The sequence below is a fragment of the Pleurocapsa sp. PCC 7327 genome (genome assembly GCF_000317025.1).
Classification (GTDB): Bacteria; Cyanobacteriota; Cyanobacteriia; order Cyanobacteriales; family Microcystaceae; genus Hydrococcus.
Genome location: NC_019689.1, coordinates 4,236,928 through 4,253,986, shown reverse-complemented (window position 1 = coordinate 4,253,986; position 17,059 = coordinate 4,236,928). Strand labels below are relative to the sequence as shown.

Genomic DNA, 17,059 nt, shown 5'->3' with positions numbered 1-17,059 from the left:
TATTAATGTCAACTAAATGCATGGAATATTATTAGCAATACGATCTGTGCTATTTTTAGAAAGCTTGCCAGAAAATAAATTTTCTGGCTTATATCTCAAGTCCATTAAAATAGACTCAAATCCCTATGTAGTCGTCTTTGGATCACTTTAGCTATGAGGCAGTCCTTGAAATTACCGACTGTCTGCTAGAAGGAATTTAGAATTATTTTTCAAGAATTTAAACAACAAAAAAATGTTTTATAAAAATATTAAATCAAAATAATGAAGTGTTATTTTGTAACCCAATTAACTATTTATATCAGAAACCGAAGATAGGATTATGTTAGGAAGAAAAAGAGGTCTCAATTCAGCCGATAAAAATCACAAAATTGAGACTTTATCAAACTTCTCAGAGAGAGGAAATCAAGGAGTATTAATTCAATAATATTTCCACGGATTTGACAAAATTTTAGAGTTTACTAATTGGTCAAATCGATTAACCTCTCACAAAAAACTCTGTATTAGGAGATCTAGCAATGAGAAAGATTGCTGTTTACGGAAAAGGCGGTATCGGTAAATCTACTACCACGCAAAACACTGTAGCTGGATTAGTAGAACTAGGTCGTAAAGTCATGATCGTCGGTTGCGACCCCAAAGCTGACTCTACCCGACTCCTCCTAGGCGGTCTGCACCAAAAAAGCGTGCTAGACTCTCTGCGGGAAGAAGGACAAGATGTCGAGTTAGAAGATATTCGCAAAGTTGGCTATGGAAATACCCTCTGCGTAGAATCTGGCGGTCCCGAACCCGGCGTTGGCTGTGCGGGTCGAGGCATCATCACCTCTATTAGCATGCTCGAACAACTCGGTGCTTACGAAGAAGAAGAAGGACTAGACTACGCCTTCTACGATGTATTGGGCGACGTTGTTTGTGGTGGATTTGCGATGCCAATTCGCGAAGGTAAGGCACAAGAAATTTACATCGTCACCTCTGGCGAAATGATGGCAATGTATGCTGCTAACAACATCTGTCGAGGCATCAAAAAATACGCTCAATCCGGTGGCGTTCGCTTGGGCGGCTTAATCTGTAACTCCCGTAAAGTTGATCGCGAGCAAGAATTAATCGAAGCCCTCGCCGAACAACTCGGAACCCACATGATTTACTTCCTACCGCGCGACAACATGGTGCAACGGGCAGAACTCAATCGCAAGACAGTTATTGAATACGCACCCGATTCCGAACAAGCGCAACACTATCGCAACTTAGCCAAAGCGATCGACGAGAATACCAAGCAAGTCATTCCCTCGCCAATGACTAACGAAGAACTCGAAAAACTCCTCATCAAGTTTGGTTTGTACGACTAATGGCGACGGAAAACTAAGAACTAAGAGAGTTTGTCATCTCTCATCCCCCTTAATGAAATGGAGATAAACTACCATGACTCTTATGGTCAGAGCGATTATTCGACCTGAAAAATGTGCCGAAGTCATGCAGGCGCTTTTGGATGCAGGATATCCAGCAGTTACCAAAATTGACGTTTACGGTCGAGGTAAACAAGGGGGTCTCAAAATCGGCAATGTCGTTTACGACGAACTGCCCAAGGTTTGCTTAATGGTAGTCGTCCCCAACTCAGAAAAACGCTTCGTCATCCAAACCATCTTGGCAAGTGCCCGCACTGGGGACACAGGGGCACCTGGAGACGGCAAGATTTTTGTTACCCCAGTCGAAGAAGTCTATACAGTTAGCTCTGGGAAACAAGAATATGCCGCCGCTCCCCCGACTAAACCATTAGCCAAAGTCTAATCCTTTTTTCGCGCATCGTTGGTCATTTGCCAAACGATCGACAGAAGACAACTGACAAATGACCAATACATCACTAAGAACTGAATTTAGCGAGGAGATGTGTCATGAAAGAAGTGATGGCAGTTATCAGGCCCAACAAAATTACCCCGACAAAAGAAGCATTAGTAGCAGCAGGTTTTCCCGCCTTCAATGCCATTAAAGTCGTCGGTCGAGGAAAGCAAGCTGTTGACTTTCAACTGTGCGCTAATCTCAACGAACACCCAGAAGATAGCAGCGATGTATTGTCGATACTTGCTCGTGGACCTCAGTTGCTTGCTAAGCGTTTGATTAGCGTAGTCGTTCCCGACGACAAAGTAGCAAAAGTTCTTGAAACCTTAATCGCCGCCAACCAAACAGGCAATCCTGGAGACGGTAAGATCTTCGTTATGCCAGTAGAAGAAGCCGTTCGGGTAAGCAATGGTATCGCTGGCGCGATCGCTGTTGATGAAATGACTGGCTAATTACAGTAACCAGTGAAGATTGTCCTTTGTCATTAGTCATTAGTACAAAGAACAAGTGACAAAGGACAAATGACAAATAACTGGTAACTGAAACAGAGGAGAAAATATTATGACAGACAACACATTTTTAGCGCCTAAAACCGATGTAGAAGTTCAGGCGGCGCAAGCAAAAGAAGAAGTAATGCTCTCCAGATCTCCGATTAGTAAAGAGGAGACACGGGAAACAGTTGAAGAAATTCTCGAAGCTTACCCCGCCAAAGTGGCTAAAAAACGCAGCAAACACATCATCATTCGCAATCCCGAAGAAATAGACCAAGAAATCGCCGCCAACGAAAGAACGACTCCTGGCATCATCACCCAGAGGGGTTGCGCTTATGCAGGTTGTAAAGGGGTGGTCGTCGGACCCTTTGGCGATTGCATCCACATCGTTCACGGACCCATTGGCTGTTCTTACTATGCCTGGATGACGCGACGCAACCAATATAAAACCCGCGAAGACGGTCGAAATTGGATTAACTATAGCTTCTCCACCGACTTGCAGGAAGAGGATATCGTCTTTGGCGGCATCAATAAACTCAAAACAGCTGTTCGCGAAGCATACAATACTTTCGATCCCAAGCCAAAATCTATTACCATTCACGCTACCTGTCCAGTAGGTTTAATTGGCGACGACATTCAAGGTGCAGCGAAAGAGTTAACCGAGGAACTGGGACTTCCCGTAGTTGCTTTTAACTGCGAAGGCTACAAAGGAGTCAGCCAATCGGCAGGACACCACATCGCCAACAACGGTTTCTTCAAACACTGGATTGGTACGGATACAGAAACCGAAGAAATCGAGGGCTTCACCGTCAACCTGATGGGAGAATACAACATCGGCGGCGATGCTTGGGAAATCGAGAGAGTTCTCGAAAAATGCGGCATTAAAACCGTAGCGACTTTTAGTGGCGACGGTACTTATGATGCAGCAACTAAGGCGCACCTGGCGAAAGTTAACTTAGTCATGTGCCACCGTTCCATCAACTATATGGCGACAATGATGGAGACTAAATATGGAGTTCCTTGGATTAAAGTCAACTTCATTGGCATCCATGCATTCGCTAAGAGCATCCGTAAAGTTGCTCGCTTCTTTGATAACCCAGAACTCACCGCACGGGTAGAAGAAGTACTCGCTGAAGAAATAACGCTTGCCGAGGCACAACTTGCCGAGTATCGCAAGCGCTTGGAAGGTAAAACTGTGTTCCTATTTGTTGGTGGTTCTCGCGCCCACCACTACCAAGAATTGTTTGCCGATCTTGGTATGAAGACGATTGTAGCAGGATATGAGTTCGCTCACCGCGACGACTACGAAGGACGGCAGGCATTGCCCAAAATTAGGGTTGATGCCGACAGCCGCAACATCGAAGAATTAGAAGTCGAACCCGACCCCGAACGGTACAATCCCACTCGTCCCCCAGAAGTCCTAGAACAGTTGCGGGAAGAAAAAGTGATTGGGGATTACGAAGGGATGATGCCAGACATGGGTGAAGATGCCTTACTGGTAGACAATATCTCTCACCACGAACTCGATGTATTGATTAAACGCTTTAAACCCGATCTCATCGGTTCTGGGATTAAAGACAAATACATCATCGAGAAGTTTGGTATCCCTTGCAAACAGTTGCACAGCTACGACTACGGCGGACCCTTTGCTGGTTTCCGAGGCGCAGTTAACTTTGCAAAAGATGTCGATCTGCGCGTCAACGGTCAAGCTTGGAAATACATCAAAGCACCGTGGCAGAAGTAGTTATTTGTCCTTTGTCATTGGTCATTTGTCCTTGGTAGACACTGGTCATGAGTAATACAAAAGACAAGGGACAAATGACAAGAGACTTAAAATCGAGGAGAACCTATTATGTTAGAATTGACCCCCAAAGAAATTGTCGAACGCAAGGCATTACGCATCAATCCCGCCAAAACTTGTCAGCCAATCGGTGCAATGTACGCTGCTCTAGGGATTCATGGCTGTTTGCCCCATTCCCACGGCTCGCAAGGCTGCTGCGCTTATCACAGATCGCACTTGACTCGTCACTACAAAGAGCCAATTATGGCAGCTACTAGCTCTTTTACGGAAGGGGCGGCAGTATTTGGCGGCAGTGCCAACTTGCGGCAGGCATTCACGACGATGTACAAGCTGTACAATCCAGACGTAATTGCCGTCAATACCACTTGCTTATCGGAAACCATTGGGGATGACATTCCTACCATTATCCGAGAAGCTCGCGAAAGCGGAATTATTCCAGAAGGCAAAACCGTTATTCACGCTAACACGCCCAGCTACGTCGGCACCCATATCACGGGTTGGTCGAACATGACCGAAGCGATGGTGAAGTATCTGTCTGAGAAGACTGGTACGACCAAAAACCAGCTTAACGTCATCCCTGGCTATGTAGAGCCATCCGACGTTCGCCATCTGAAGCAGTTTTTGCAAACGCTTGGAGTTGAGTCAGTAGTATTCCCCGACACTTCCGATGTCGTCGATACCCCTCAAACGGGCGATTTTCGGATGTATCCAAAAGGCGGAACGACCGTAGAAGCCCTTCGTTCTACAGGCGACAGCCTCTATACGCTAGCGTTGGGAGATGCTAGTAAGGCAGCAGCAGTGGCATTAGAGAATAAATGCCAAGTTCCTTATAAAGTACTTGATTTACCCGTCGGTATTGCTGCATGCGATCGCTTTGTCCAAGCAGTCATCGAAACCACCGGAATCGAACCGCCAGAATCCCTCATGGACGAACGAGGCAAGCTGGTAGACTTAATGACTGACTGGCAACAATATCTCTATGGTAAGCGGGTTGCCCTCTCCGGCGACCCCGATCAAATGGTTGCAGTAACCGAATTCTTGGTAAGCTGCGGCGCTAAACCCATCTACGTCATTACGGGTACGGTTTCTCCATATTTTGTCACTCGGTGTAAGGAAATTCTTCAAGATTGGGTACCCGATGCCGTTATCCGCGACAACGCCGACCTATTCTATCTGCATCAACTGATTAAGAACGAACCCGTAGACTTGTTAATTAGCAACGTCTATGGCAAGTATATCGCCCGCGCAGAAGACATTCCCTTAGTACGCTACGGCTGGCCCATTCTCGATCGCGTCGGTCATAGCTTATTCCCCAGCTTCGGCTATCGTGGCAGTATGCACTTATTATGCAACATTATCAACACGATACTCGAACGCAAAGATCGCGACGATCCCGATGAAGTGTTCGAATTAGTGCTGTAGTTAATAGTTAGTGGTTAATGGTTAGTAGTTAGTGGAACGATTAACTGCTAACTATTAACTAAAAAAGGAGGTCACGAAAATGGGTAAACTAACAAAACCAAAACATCACATTTTTGTTTGTGCGTCCTTTAGAATGAAAGGCGATGCTCAGGGCGTTTGCGGACGCAAAGGGGCTGTTCCGCTCATTCAATATCTAGAAGGCGAACTGAGCGATCGCGGTTTAGACGATGTCCTCGTTTCTTCAACGGGATGCCTGAAACTGTGCGACCATGGCCCCGTCATGATGATTTACCCCGATAACTATTGGTATGGAGAAGTCGATGAAGATGCGATCGACGAAATTCTCGATGCGCTAGAAGAAGGAAAAGCGGCAGAAGATTATTTATTTGCTAAATAGTTAGTCGTTAGTGGGTAGTAGGTAGAAGTCAAAAAACAACTAGCTACTCACAACTAACCACCAACCAATAACTAAAGGTATAACGACCCATGACTGACACAGTTATCTTTCAAGAACGTGCCGATCAAATTCACCGCAAAGGCGATGCTCCCTTTCAGTTAGCCTGCAATAAGGATAGTTTAGCGGGAGCTGTCAGTCAAAGAGCGTGCGTCTTTTGTGGTTCGCGGGTCGTCCTCTATCCCATCGCCGATGCAATACACTTAGTCCACGGCCCCATCGGTTGTGCCGCCTATACTTGGGATATTCGGGGTGCATTGTCTTCTGGTCCTGAATTACACCGCCTGAGTTTTTCCACTGACTTACAAGAAAGAGATGTCATCTTCGGCGGCGAGAAAAAACTTCAGCAAGCGTTAATCGAACTAATCGATCGCCATCATCCCAATGCTGCCTTTGTCTACTCTACTTGCATTGTCGGCATTATCGGCGACGATATGGAGAGCATCTGCAAGCAAGTTAGCCAAGAAAAAGGTATCCCAGTCATCCCCGTGCAGTCTGAAGGATTTAAAGGCAATAAGCGAGCAGGATACAATGCCGCTTGCAGAGCCATGTTCCGCTTGGTAGGAACGGAGGATATTACAGACATTTCTCCCCATAGTATTAACATTCTAGGCGATTTTAACCTGGCAGGGGAAATCTGGATTATCCGAGAATATTTTGAACGTATGGGTGTCCAGGTAGTTGCTAAAATTACGGGCGACGGACGAGTCAAAGATATCGCGCGATCGCACGGTGCTGCTCTCAACGTCGTGCAATGTTCTGGGGCGACGATGGACTTCGCTAAACTGATGAAAGAAGGATACGGAACTCCTTTCATCAAGGTTTCCTACTTCGGCATCGAAGACATGGCAGATGCCCTTTACAAAGTCGCCAACTTCTTCAAAGACGACCCCGAAATCCTCAAACGCGCTCAACAAGTAGTACGCGATGAAATCGCTGTCCTCTATCCCAAACTTCAAGAATACCGCAAAGACTTGCAGGGGAAAAAAGCCGCTATCTACGTCGGCGGTGCCTTCAAAGCTTTCTCACTTGTCAAAGCCTTTCGTCTATTGGGAATGGATGTCGTGATGGTCGGTTCGCAAACAGGAACCAGCGAAGACTACAAAGAACTGCACGAAGTCACCGATGAAGGCACGATTATTGTAGACGATTCCAACCCCTTAGAACTATCTGCCTTCCTTAAAGAAAAAGATGTAGATATCTTCGTCGGTGGCGTAAAAGAACGTCCCATTGCCTACAAACTAGGACTTGGCTTCTGCGACCACAACCACGAACGCAAAGAAGCCTTAGAAGGCTTTGTCGGAATGCTCAACTTTGCCAAAGAAGTGCATTCCACCGTCATGTCCCCCGTCTGGCGATTCGTCCCTCGCAGAACCCGCTTGACGAAGGCAGAAGGCAGAGGGCAGAAGGCAGAGGGGAAGAAATAAATCGCAAAAGCATAGCCCCCCTGTGTATATTCTCTGCGCCTCCTGTGTATATTCTCTGCGCCTGGAGCGCCTCTGCGTGAGATAAAAACACTTATATAATCGAGGCTTAAAGCAATGTCTAAAACTTTAAAAATTAGACAAAAAACTGAGTCTTACGTCTCCACCACCAACGCTTGCAAACTATGTAAGCCATTAGGTGCTTGCCTAGCTTTTCGAGGCATTAGACCTCCTGCAAAAGTGTTACGCGATCGCATAATTGGAGTGGGAAAGAAGTTCATAATTATAAATGCCAGCAATCAAATTAAATCTCAACCCAAACCGTCTTCTTCGGTTGCGATATCGACTTGAAAGAATTCTGAATATTTTTAGACTGCGATGAATATTTTCAATTACAATCCTTTCACTTGCTAACTTACGATTAAACTTCTTTTGCTCTAGACTTAACTGTTGATTGCGCTTTTTTTTGTTGGGAATTCTACTGTTGGGATGAAGTTTCTGAATTCCTTGATATCCTTTATCAGCCAAACATTCTATCTGTTGTTCGATTCCTATTTTACTATTTTTCCAAATCTTAAAATCATGACTTTTTCCCTTCTCATGAGCAATACAAAGAATTTGTCTCGTTTTTGCGTCAGCTAAAACTTGCGATTTTATCGTGTGACACTTTTGCCGACCACTGTAGTAAGCTTTTTGTTTTTTTTCGGTCTTTCTATTTCATGTTCTGCTACATCTACTACGACAATTTCAATTTCTGTATTTTGGGGTTGAACAGCTTTTTTCCCAGGCAGATTGAAAAGTCCCGATTTCATTAAAATATCTTCTACTTTTCTGGTGATTCGTAAAGCCGTTGTCTCGTTTATTCCCCAGCTAGTTCCGATATGAAAATAGGTGCGATACTCTCGCCAATATTCAAGAGTCATTAAGATTTGGTCTTCTGCGCTTAATTTATTTGGTCGTCCTGTTTTTTTTTGTAAGACTTTTTCGGCTTCTAGAACTTTTACCATCTCTTTAAACGTCTCTGGATATACTCCACAAAGCCGTTTAAACTCTGTCGGTTTTAAATTTTTTACTTGAGAGTAAGTCATAACTCGAATTGTAATTTGGTTTTATTTTACCTAACTTACTCTGACTTTTGCTGGAGGTCTATTGAAGGGTGCGTGCCTTACTTGCACGGTTCTCAGGGATGCGCAACCTATATGCGCCGCTATATTATCAGCCATTTTCGAGAACCAATTGACATCGCCTCATCGTCTTTAAGCGAAAAACACGCCGTTTATGGTGGGGGACCCAATCTCATGAAAGGTATCCTCAACATCATGGATAAATACGGCGCTAAAATTATCGGTGTCGCTACTACTTGTCTAACTGAAACCATCGGCGATGACGTTTCCAGACTCTTGAAAGAGTTTGAAGCTAATTTGGTGACAGAGAATTACCAACGCTAGTAAACGTTTCGACTCCTAGCTATAGTGGCGCCCATATGGAAGGCTTTCACGCTACAGTGAGAGAAGTAATCGACCAGTTAGCGACTGGAGATGGAGAGACGCAGAGGTACGGAAATTCAAAGATAAGGAATATTCCTAATTTCCAATCCAAAATCTGCGGAACGCAGTCGCCGCACGCCGCTGGAATTGACGAAGTGCAAGCAGGCTCCGCCGTCTCACAGCGGAGTACCTTGCACTTCCAGCACAACGGCGACCGCAATCCAAAATCCAAAATCCTTAATCTCCTCCCTGGCTTATGTTCTCCAGCCGATATTCGTTATTTAAAAGAAATCCTTGGAGATTTTGGTATTTCTGGGATAATTTTACCAGATATTTCTGAAACTTTGGATGCTCCGGCTCAATTAGACTATGAGAAGATTCCTGAAGGCGGAACCCCGCTTGCAGCAATTCAGGGCATGGGCAGTTCTCAAGTTACTAGACTATGAGAAGATTCCTGAAGGCGGAACCCCGCTTGCAGCAATTCAGGGCATGGGCAGTTCTCAAGTTACGATTGAGTTCGGACAAGTCTTGTCGCGATCGCACTCTACTGGGGGTCAACTCCTACAAGAACGCTTTCATGTCCCTTTATATTCTATTGGAATGCCCATAGGCTTGCGGGAGTGCGATCGCTTTTTTGATATTCTCGAAGAAGTTTCCGGTTGCCTAACTCCTAGAAAACACGAACTCGAACGGGGACGGCTAGTAGATGCTTATGTAGACGGACACAAATACGTATTCGGCAAGCGGGCGGTGGTGTATGGCGAGGAGGACTTAGTCGTCGGGCTGACGGCATTTTTGGCAGAAATCGGACTAAAACCCGTCCTATGCGCTTCTGGAGGCAATAGCGGGCATTTTCAAGACGCGATCGCAGCCGTCACTTCTGACATTTTAACCGAACCGCCCATCGTTAAAGAAGGTTTCGATTTTTACGAAATTGCTGAAGAAATCGAGAATTTAAAACCCGATATCCTGATTGGCACGAGCAAAGGTTATCCTATCGCTCGCAAGCATAACATTCCGCTCATTCGCGCGGGTTTTCCCATCCACGATCGCTTTGGCAGCCAGCGAATTTTACATCTAGGCTATCGGGGCACTCAAACCCTGTTAGATAGCATTATTAACGCCTTCATCGATAAAAAACAAGCAGATTCGCCTGTTAGTTACGGATATCTTTAAATCAGCACGCAGCGACCAAGTAGTGTATTCGCGTTCGCGTAGCGGAGCCGGAGGCTCCCAGCGTGCCCGGAGGGCATACGTCCCGCTCGCACGGGCAAGATGCCCGCACTACAGAATAGGAGGAAGAACTATGACTGTCACGGTAAATTATGAAAAACATCCCTGTTTTAACGTTAAGGTAAAAGGACAATTTGGACGAGTTCATTTACCCGTCGCGCCAAAGTGCAATATTCAATGTAACTATTGCAATCGCAAGTATGATTGTGTCAATGAAAGCCGTCCGGGGGTAACTAGCACCGTTCTTTCTCCTGCCCAAGCGGTTCTCTACATGGATAAAGTATTGGAGAAGGAACCCAGAATTACTGTAGCTGGTATTGCTGGCCCAGGGGATCCTTTTGCAAATGCACAAGAAACTTTGGAGACGATGCGTTTGCTTAGAAATCGCTATCCAGAGTTAATCTTGTGTCTGGCAACGAACGGATTGGGATTAAAACCAGAATATATTGAAGAGATAGCGGAAATGGGGGTTTCTCACGTTACAGTAACCATTAACGCGATCGATCCAGAAATTACTCGCAAGGTTTACCGTTGGGTTCGTGATGGCAAAACCGTCTATCAAGGACGCAAGGGAGCAGAATTATTACTGCAACGCCAACTCGAAGCCGTAAAGGGACTGAAAGCAGCAGGGATTACCGTAAAAATCAATTGCATCATCATTCCAGGAATCAACGACCATCACGCCGTTGAAGTCGCCAAGAAAATGTCAGAATTGGGCGCAGATCTCTTCAATGCAATGGCGTTGTATCCCACGGCGGAAACCCCCTTTGAAGATTTAATCGAACCCGATGCCTTGACAATGGCGAAAATTCGCCACGAATGCGAGCAATATTTACCCCAGATGCGTCACTGTACGCGCTGTCGCGCTGATGCGGTAGGATTGTTAGGGGCTGACCAATCAGAAGAGTTTCATGGCTGTCTGATTTCTTGTTCTAAGACGCTCGTTCCTTTAGAATCCCAAAATAGACCTTATGTAGCAGTTGCTTCCTACGAAGGGGTTTTGGTCAATCAACATTTAGGTCAAGCCGATCAGTTCGAGATTTGGGAAAAAACCGACCAAGGTTTCCATATGGTAGAAGAACGGGTTGCCCCTGACAAGGGAATGGGATTTGAACGGTGGCAAAAACTAGCCGACGCGCTTAAAGATTGTCGGGCCGTTTTAGCAACTAGCATGGGCGATAATCCCAAAGAAGTTCTGATCGAGTGCGGCGTGTTGCCTGTAGAGATGAATGGTTTTATCGAAGAGGGATTGAAAGCAGTTTATGAAGGCGGCCATTTAGGAAAGCTTAAAGGCAAGCGCCAAAAAGCCGAATGTGGTGTCAAGCAAGAAGGTTGTGGGGGAGATGGTTTGGGGTGCAGGTAAATGCTCTATTTGAGTTGAGAAAAGCAGCGATTTTGTATGCCCTTTTTTCTAAAATGAACTACCCCACCTTAAAGAAGGATGGGGTTTCCAACTTCAACGGGAACTGCATCTAATAAAACCGAAGTCTTACCAGGTTGTCTTACGCTCCTTCCACTGGCAGTAGCGCTAGTTCCTAACGCCAATATCCGCAAGGCTTCATTTCTAATATTGATAGCTGCATTGACATCTCTGTCGTGATGGGTTTGATATTTACTGCAAGTCCAACTTCTGATATCTAAATCTAAGCTATCAACTCGATTGAGACAAACGTTACAAATCTTAGAGGAAGCAAAAAAAACTATCTACTTCAAGATAAGTTTTTCCTTTGCTTTTCCTTGACTATTTGGTTCCGGAGTCTCTTTTCCGTCATCTACCAAAATAGAAGCATAATATCTACCATCAGGGTTTTGTGAGATAGTAACAGTTTTGATTAAACCGTCAATCTTTCTATCCTGTTTGCAATAAACCGACCCAACTTTTCCTGGTAGTTTTATATAATCTCCAACGAGTCTGACGTTAGCCGGATAGCCAGTTGATTGTACATTATCGCTTTTATTTAATAATGATAAGAGTATAGCATAAGAAAAAGAGACGTGGTCGCTTCGCGGTTTGTTTATCGGTCAGCATGCATCCCCACTCGCCGGAGGCTGGGGAATTCTGCTAACATTATGTTAAATCTCGATGGGTAAAAAATTTAGCCTTTGCTCCTGTATAATCAGCAACAATGTGACCGTTACCCGTAATTTGATATTTGTAAGTGACAAGTCCTTCTAAACCGACTGGTCCTCTGGGAGGTATTTTTTGGGTACTAATCCCGACTTCTGCACCGAAACCGTAGCGGAAACCATCTGCAAAGCGAGTCGAACAGTTGTGAAAAACGCCCGCAGAATCAACTTGACTGAGAAAAGTTTCGGCAGCAAAATTATCTTCAGTAGCGATCGCGTCGGTATGTTTTGAACCGTAGGTATTGATATGCTCGATCGCAGCTTCTAAGGAATCTACCACTTTAATAGATAAAATCAGATCGCAATATTCGGTCTTCCAATCCTCTTCGGTCGCGGGGGCAATACTGAGAAATTCGCGAGTGATTTCATCGCCTTTTAATTCTACTTTGTAGCGACCTAAAGCTTCTGCTACTTTGGGCAAAAATTGAGAAGCAATATCTTTATGCACTAATAAAGTTTCAATGGCATTACAGGCAGCAGGATATTGAGTTTTAGAATCTACTGCGATCTCCACTGCTTTCTCGATGTTAGCTGCTTTATCGACATACAAATGACAAATCCCGTCGGCATGTCCTAAAACGGGAATGCGGGTATTTTCCTGCACGTATCGCACAAAATCGTTAGACCCTCTGGGAATAATTAGATCGACATATTCATCTAATTTTAATAGCGCCTGAATTTCTTCTCTAGTCGCAAGCAATTGAACGGCATCGGGATTAACTTTAGTATTTGCCAATCCTTGCTTGATAACTTTAACCAAGGTTTGACAAGATCGAGTAGCTTCTTTTCCGCCTTTGAGAATTACGCCATTCCCAGATTTAATTGCCAAACTGATAATTTGAATTAACGCTTCGGGACGCGCTTCGAAAATAATGCCTAATACGCCTAAAGGACAAGTAATTCGCTTGAGAATTAATCCCTTATCTAATTCTCGATGAATTTGCACTTGCCCGACGGGATCGGGAAGTTTTTTTACGTCTCTTACCCCGTCAATGGTTGCTTTTAGTTTTGTTTCGCCTAATTTTAATCGCGCCAACAAGGCTTTGGAAATACCATCCACTTCTGCCTGTTTGCAGTCGGCTTCGTTGGCAGCAATAATTTCCGGGGATGCGGATTCTAACGATCGAGCGATCGCTTCAATGGCGCGATCGCGCTCTTGGCTAGAAAGCATTGCTAATTGACGCGCGCTGTCGCGGGTTTTTTTAGCAAGTTCTATTAGAGAAGGGGATTCAATGGGAGTCGCAACCATCATCAATCATTTCGCGATTAGATCTCTATCCTAATATAGTTGGTTATCCCTATTTAAGAGCGATCGGCTTGAAACTCGTTCATTTCTTGCTCAAGTACTTTACGTTCGTGCCGAACGGCTATTAAAACGGTTTCAGGAAGTTGCCTTTCTTTGGTGAGGACTTGGTCGAAATAGGAGAAGGCTTGTTTCATGAGACCGAGATCTTTATTTTGCTTGCCCTGCTTACGGAGAATTTGTCCTTTAAGATACTGCAATTCTGGGTTTTCGGGGGCAGTTTCTAGCGCTTTTTCAGCAAACTGTAAGGCTCGATCGTACTCTTTTAAATCTCGATAGGCGACGGCAATGCCGCGATCGACGAGATAATCGGGAGAAGCATATTTCTCGAAGCGAGCGATCGCTTGTTCGGGACTGGAAAACGGCAGATTGACCGATAAAATTAAATCTAAATAGCCTTTGATTAAATTCAGTTCTGGATCGTCGGGAGCGCTTGCTTCTGCGGCATCGAGGTATTGAAAAACCTGTTGAAGCTTCGTCAGCGCACTGACCGGATCTTGTTGTTGCGTATAGATATAAGCTCCTTCTAAAAAGTGGCCGACGGCGACGTAAAGATTTCCTCGTACGGGATTTTGCTCTTTTAACTGTTCTGCCGTTTCTATGGTCTTGCTTGCATAGGTTTTCAGCGTTTCCCAATCTTTCTCGGTGTAGGCGATAGATGCCCGCATGGCATGGGCGAGGGGTTCGTTAGCTTCTTCGGTGTTATCCACTTCAATCAGGTAATTTTTCGCCTCTTTATAGTTTCCCTGACGAAAAATTGCTTCAAAGGCTGCTTCGGTTTTTTCTCCTATATTCTCAGGATTGGTTTTGCGAAAGGGATCGCCTGCTAGGGTTGGATTTCCCCACAGACTCAGAGCGATCGCAGTTGCTACAGAAAAAGTCACGGAAATTTGTTTTCGTGTCGTCAGCCGCGCTTTCATGGTTTTCTCCAAGAAATCATAGCAAGTTTGATGGGGATTAAATTTAATGACTCGATGCTATCAAAGGATCTGTCACAATTGAGAAAAGCTAGAATGACTCTTTTATATAAGTTAGCGCGTTAATGCTATATCTAAAAAATCTGGTTTATCATCCTCCTGCCACATCTACACCAATACTCAATGGTATTAACCTAGAATTGGCTCCCCAAGAATTAGGATTGGTTATCGGACCAAGCGGTTCCGGTAAAACGACGCTTCTGGAGATTTTGGCAGGTTTGGCTGAGAAAACCAAAGGCGAGATTCTTTGGCGCGACCAAGAACTGACTCCTTTACATTTACAACAATTGGCAGGTTTAGTATTTCAGTTTCCTGAGAGGCATTTTTGCGGGGGGACGATTTTAGAGGAATTGCGCTTGGGTCATCCCGAATTGGGACGCGATCGCATCGAGGAGGCGCTTCAAGAGGTAGGATTAGAGCATATACCGTGGAATACTCCTCCCCACTCCCTTAGCGGCGGTCAGCAGAGACGGCTTGCCCTAGCCGTACAGCTCATTCGTCAGCCTAATTTATTGCTGTTGGACGAACCTACGGCTGGATTGGATTGGTCCATGCGCCGTCAGCTAGCAAAACTACTGGCGAAACTCAAAACTCATTGGACGCTATTAATCGTCAGCCACGATCCCGGCGAGTTATTGCCGATCGCCGATCGCTGCTGGAAGATCGCTCGCGGCAAACTCGTGTCTGTCAAACCAGCAGAGCTATTAGTTAATTCTTCAAGCTAAATTTTATAAGATTTATGATAGATCGAATACAACAGTTGCCAATACTAGGAGAAGTTTGGCAAACCACTTTGGACTGGCAACCCAACAAAAAACAGCAAGAGCAATTTCAAAAATTGTATGAAGAAATTATCATCGGAAACCGTCAATTTAATCTGACTCGCATTACCGAACCTAGGGAATTTTGGGAGAAACATCTCTGGGATTCTCTTGCAGGATTGAACGGATTGGGAATCGCTAACGAACTAGAGGCAGGTCAACCCCTTTATGTTATCGATATTGGTACTGGCGCGGGATTTCCAGGAATTCCCATCGCGATCGCGCTACCATTTTGGATAGTTACGCTACTCGATTCCACTCGCAAAAAAATGGTTTTTTTGAGTGGCTTAATCACCAAATTAGATCTTAAAAATATTCAAACTTTAATCGGTAGGGCTGAAGAAATCGGACAAAATCCTTTACACAGACAAGCCTACGATCTCGCTCTCATTCGGGCAGTGGGAGAAGCCACTGTCTGCGCCGAATATGCTTTGCCGCTTTTAAAAATTGGAGGTTTGGCAATCCTCTATCGCGGCCATTGGGATGAGAAAGATAATTTGTCCCTACAGTTAGCCGCAGAAAAACTCGGTGGTAAAATTGAACGAGTTACTGAATTCGTAACGCCCTTGAGTCAAAGTATTCGTCATTGTATTTACTTGCGTAAAATGTTGTCAACACCTCCTCAATTTCCTCGCGCAATCGGTATTCCCGTACAAAAACCACTTTAACAACTTTCCTTCTGAATTCTTTTTAGATAATTAAATTGCGCATGTAAAGGAGATCGATTGTCTTGAAGCAACTACTAATATTTCTTGGGATTTTTCTCATAGTAATGACGAGTGGATTGAACGATCCAGCTATCGCATTAGATACCCTAAACGGAGCTAAAATCTTTAATGTTAATTGTGCTGGCTGCCATCTAAATGGCGGCAATATTGTAAGGCGTAATAAAACCCTCAAAATCAAGGCATTGCAGCGTAATAAAATGGACTCTTTAGAAGCAATACAAGATATAGTAACCAATGGGAAAAATAATATGTCTGCCTACCGCGATCGCTTGACAAAACAAGAAATAGAAGATGTAGCTGCTTATGTTATGGGAAGAGCTAAAAATGATTGGAAAAGTTAAGTCATAATTATTTGGGTTTCTCTTGTTGAAAAGACCTTTAAATTTTTTCAAAAATTCTCTTTGCGTATCTGCGCAAAACTAAAAATAAACAGTTGATTTAGGAGTAAATCATGTCACCTTTTCCCAGTTTAATTACTGCCTTAACTTTACTGGTTTATTTAATATTAACAATTAATGTAGGTAGAGCAAGAGCAAAATATAAAGTAATGCCCCCTGCAACGACAGGAGATCCCAATTTTGAAAGAGTTTTGAGAGTACAACAAAATACCCTCGAACAGTTAGTTTTTTTTCTTCCCCTTCTCTGGTTATTTTCTATTTACGTCGATCCGGTATGGGGTTCCGGGATAGGTGCGATTTGGCTAATCGGTCGCATTATTTACGCTTGGGGATATTATCAAGCTGCTGAAAAAAGAAGAATAGGATTTGCGATTAGTTCTCTCACTAGTATGGCATTACTACTCGGATCGTTAATAGGAATTAGTCTTTCATTGATTAATTCACAATTTTAAGATTAAATCCGTTTAATTAGTCATAATAGATAGTGCGGAAAGCGTAGCGTGCGATCGCCATTAGCACAAGGTTATTTCATTGTGACTCGACCGCACCAAGAAATTTATTTCTTG

The 17,059-nt window shown here is 44.4% G+C and carries 16 protein-coding genes and 2 pseudogenes; 14 read left to right on the top strand and 4 right to left on the bottom strand.

What is annotated here, in order from left to right:
• The first annotated feature begins 515 nt into the window (after positions 1–515).
• The 7 genes from nifH to nifE all read left to right on the top strand — a co-directional run bounded on the left by nifH (position 516) and on the right by nifE (position 7,422).
• Complete coding sequence (gene nifH, locus PLE7327_RS19190; RefSeq protein WP_015145430.1) at positions 516–1,340, top strand: nitrogenase iron protein; 825 nt, start codon at positions 516–518, stop codon at positions 1,338–1,340.
• A 73-nt stretch (positions 1,341–1,413) separates the two neighbouring features.
• Positions 1,414–1,779, top strand: coding sequence for a P-II family nitrogen regulator (locus PLE7327_RS19185; protein ID WP_015145429.1), 366 nt, complete (start codon positions 1,414–1,416; stop codon positions 1,777–1,779).
• Positions 1,780–1,895: 116 nt separating this feature from the next.
• The gene (locus PLE7327_RS19180) at positions 1,896–2,279 is read left to right on the top strand and encodes a P-II family nitrogen regulator (protein ID WP_217523207.1); all 384 of its coding nucleotides are present in this window, start codon (positions 1,896–1,898) and stop codon (positions 2,277–2,279) included.
• Between the two features lie 109 nt (positions 2,280–2,388).
• On the top strand, positions 2,389–4,062 hold the full coding sequence (gene nifD, locus PLE7327_RS19175; RefSeq protein WP_015145427.1) for a nitrogenase molybdenum-iron protein alpha chain: 1,674 nt from the start codon (positions 2,389–2,391) through the stop codon (positions 4,060–4,062).
• 108 nt (positions 4,063–4,170) lie between these two features.
• Positions 4,171–5,541, top strand: a complete 1,371-nt coding sequence (gene nifK / locus PLE7327_RS19170) for a nitrogenase molybdenum-iron protein subunit beta (RefSeq protein WP_015145426.1) — start codon at positions 4,171–4,173, stop codon at positions 5,539–5,541.
• Positions 5,542–5,620: 79 nt separating this feature from the next.
• Entirely contained in the window at positions 5,621–5,938 is a 318-nt protein-coding gene (locus PLE7327_RS19165) for a ferredoxin (RefSeq protein ID WP_015145425.1), read from the top strand.
• A gap of 89 nt (positions 5,939–6,027) precedes the next feature.
• Positions 6,028–7,422 (top strand): nitrogenase iron-molybdenum cofactor biosynthesis protein NifE, encoded by a 1,395-nt coding sequence (gene nifE, locus PLE7327_RS19160; protein ID WP_015145424.1) that lies wholly within the window; start codon positions 6,028–6,030, stop codon positions 7,420–7,422.
• Between the two features lie 240 nt (positions 7,423–7,662).
• Here nifE and PLE7327_RS23725 read toward each other — a convergent pair.
• Positions 7,663–8,507 (bottom strand): IS5 family transposase gene (locus tag PLE7327_RS23725; protein ID WP_217523113.1). Its coding sequence is split into 2 segments (ribosomal slippage): positions 7,663–8,123 and positions 8,123–8,507, totalling 846 coding nucleotides; the frame shifts between segments, so codons are not numbered across the junction.
• A 15-nt stretch (positions 8,508–8,522) separates the two neighbouring features.
• Here PLE7327_RS23725 and PLE7327_RS26765 point away from each other — a divergent pair.
• From PLE7327_RS26765 to nifB, 3 genes and pseudogenes are all read left to right on the top strand, one after another.
• A pseudogene (locus PLE7327_RS26765) lies at positions 8,523–9,343 on the top strand (nitrogenase component 1); the annotation flags it as partial.
• Positions 9,276–10,082, top strand: a complete 807-nt coding sequence (locus PLE7327_RS19140; RefSeq protein WP_083888315.1) for a nitrogenase component 1 — start codon at positions 9,276–9,278, stop codon at positions 10,080–10,082. The pseudogene PLE7327_RS26765 and the gene PLE7327_RS19140, both read left to right, overlap by 68 nt.
• A 130-nt stretch (positions 10,083–10,212) precedes the next feature.
• Positions 10,213–11,502 (top strand): nitrogenase cofactor biosynthesis protein NifB, encoded by a 1,290-nt coding sequence (gene nifB / locus PLE7327_RS19135; RefSeq protein ID WP_015145423.1) that lies wholly within the window; start codon positions 10,213–10,215, stop codon positions 11,500–11,502.
• 68 nt (positions 11,503–11,570) lie between these two features.
• Here nifB and PLE7327_RS26760 read toward each other — a convergent pair.
• From PLE7327_RS26760 to PLE7327_RS19125, 3 genes and pseudogenes are all read right to left on the bottom strand, one after another.
• A pseudogene (locus PLE7327_RS26760) lies at positions 11,571–12,080 on the bottom strand (zinc ribbon domain-containing protein); the annotation flags it as partial.
• Positions 12,081–12,207: 127 nt separating this feature from the next.
• Positions 12,208–13,515 carry a glutamate-5-semialdehyde dehydrogenase gene (locus PLE7327_RS19130; RefSeq protein ID WP_041393592.1) on the bottom strand — a complete coding sequence of 436 codons (1,308 nt, stop codon included), beginning with the start codon at positions 13,513–13,515 and terminating at the stop codon, positions 12,208–12,210.
• 53 nt (positions 13,516–13,568) lie between these two features.
• Positions 13,569–14,489, bottom strand: a complete 921-nt coding sequence (locus tag PLE7327_RS19125) for a Sll0314/Alr1548 family TPR repeat-containing protein (protein ID WP_015145421.1) — start codon at positions 14,487–14,489, stop codon at positions 13,569–13,571.
• 122 nt (positions 14,490–14,611) lie between these two features.
• Between PLE7327_RS19125 and PLE7327_RS19120 the strand changes: the two genes are divergently transcribed.
• From PLE7327_RS19120 to PLE7327_RS19105, 4 genes are all read left to right on the top strand, one after another.
• On the top strand, positions 14,612–15,271 hold the full coding sequence (locus tag PLE7327_RS19120) for an ABC transporter ATP-binding protein (protein WP_015145420.1): 660 nt from the start codon (positions 14,612–14,614) through the stop codon (positions 15,269–15,271).
• A gap of 14 nt (positions 15,272–15,285) precedes the next feature.
• Entirely contained in the window at positions 15,286–16,035 is a 750-nt protein-coding gene (rsmG, locus tag PLE7327_RS19115) for a 16S rRNA (guanine(527)-N(7))-methyltransferase RsmG (RefSeq protein ID WP_015145419.1), read from the top strand.
• Between the two features lie 62 nt (positions 16,036–16,097).
• A complete protein-coding gene (gene petJ / locus PLE7327_RS19110; protein WP_041392377.1) occupies positions 16,098–16,436 on the top strand; it encodes a cytochrome c6 PetJ in 339 nt (112 codons plus the stop codon).
• 110 nt (positions 16,437–16,546) lie between these two features.
• Entirely contained in the window at positions 16,547–16,945 is a 399-nt protein-coding gene (locus PLE7327_RS19105; protein ID WP_015145417.1) for an MAPEG family protein, read from the top strand.
• Positions 16,946–17,059 lie beyond the last annotated feature (114 nt).

Bases quoted from the DNA above. Each gene is read 5' to 3' on its own strand.
- PLE7327_RS19165 (WP_015145425.1), top strand. From the start codon at position 5,621: ATGGGTAAACTAACAAAACCAAAACATCACATTTTTGTTTGTGCGTCC.
- nifD (WP_015145427.1), top strand. From the start codon at position 2,389: ATGACAGACAACACATTTTTAGCGCCTAAAACCGATGTAGAAGTTCAG.
- PLE7327_RS19140 (WP_083888315.1), top strand. From the start codon at position 9,276: ATGAGAAGATTCCTGAAGGCGGAACCCCGCTTGCAGCAATTCAGGGCA.
- PLE7327_RS19130 (WP_041393592.1), bottom strand. From the start codon at position 13,515: ATGGTTGCGACTCCCATTGAATCCCCTTCTCTAATAGAACTTGCTAAA.
- nifE (WP_015145424.1), top strand. From the start codon at position 6,028: ATGACTGACACAGTTATCTTTCAAGAACGTGCCGATCAAATTCACCGC.
- PLE7327_RS19180 (WP_217523207.1), top strand. From the start codon at position 1,896: ATGGCAGTTATCAGGCCCAACAAAATTACCCCGACAAAAGAAGCATTA.
- PLE7327_RS19105 (WP_015145417.1), top strand. From the start codon at position 16,547: ATGTCACCTTTTCCCAGTTTAATTACTGCCTTAACTTTACTGGTTTAT.
- PLE7327_RS19125 (WP_015145421.1), bottom strand. From the start codon at position 14,489: ATGAAAGCGCGGCTGACGACACGAAAACAAATTTCCGTGACTTTTTCT.
- PLE7327_RS19185 (WP_015145429.1), top strand. From the start codon at position 1,414: ATGACTCTTATGGTCAGAGCGATTATTCGACCTGAAAAATGTGCCGAA.
- PLE7327_RS19120 (WP_015145420.1), top strand. From the start codon at position 14,612: ATGCTATATCTAAAAAATCTGGTTTATCATCCTCCTGCCACATCTACA.
- nifB (WP_015145423.1), top strand. From the start codon at position 10,213: ATGACTGTCACGGTAAATTATGAAAAACATCCCTGTTTTAACGTTAAG.
- nifH (WP_015145430.1), top strand. From the start codon at position 516: ATGAGAAAGATTGCTGTTTACGGAAAAGGCGGTATCGGTAAATCTACT.
- rsmG (WP_015145419.1), top strand. From the start codon at position 15,286: ATGATAGATCGAATACAACAGTTGCCAATACTAGGAGAAGTTTGGCAA.
- nifK (WP_015145426.1), top strand. From the start codon at position 4,171: ATGTTAGAATTGACCCCCAAAGAAATTGTCGAACGCAAGGCATTACGC.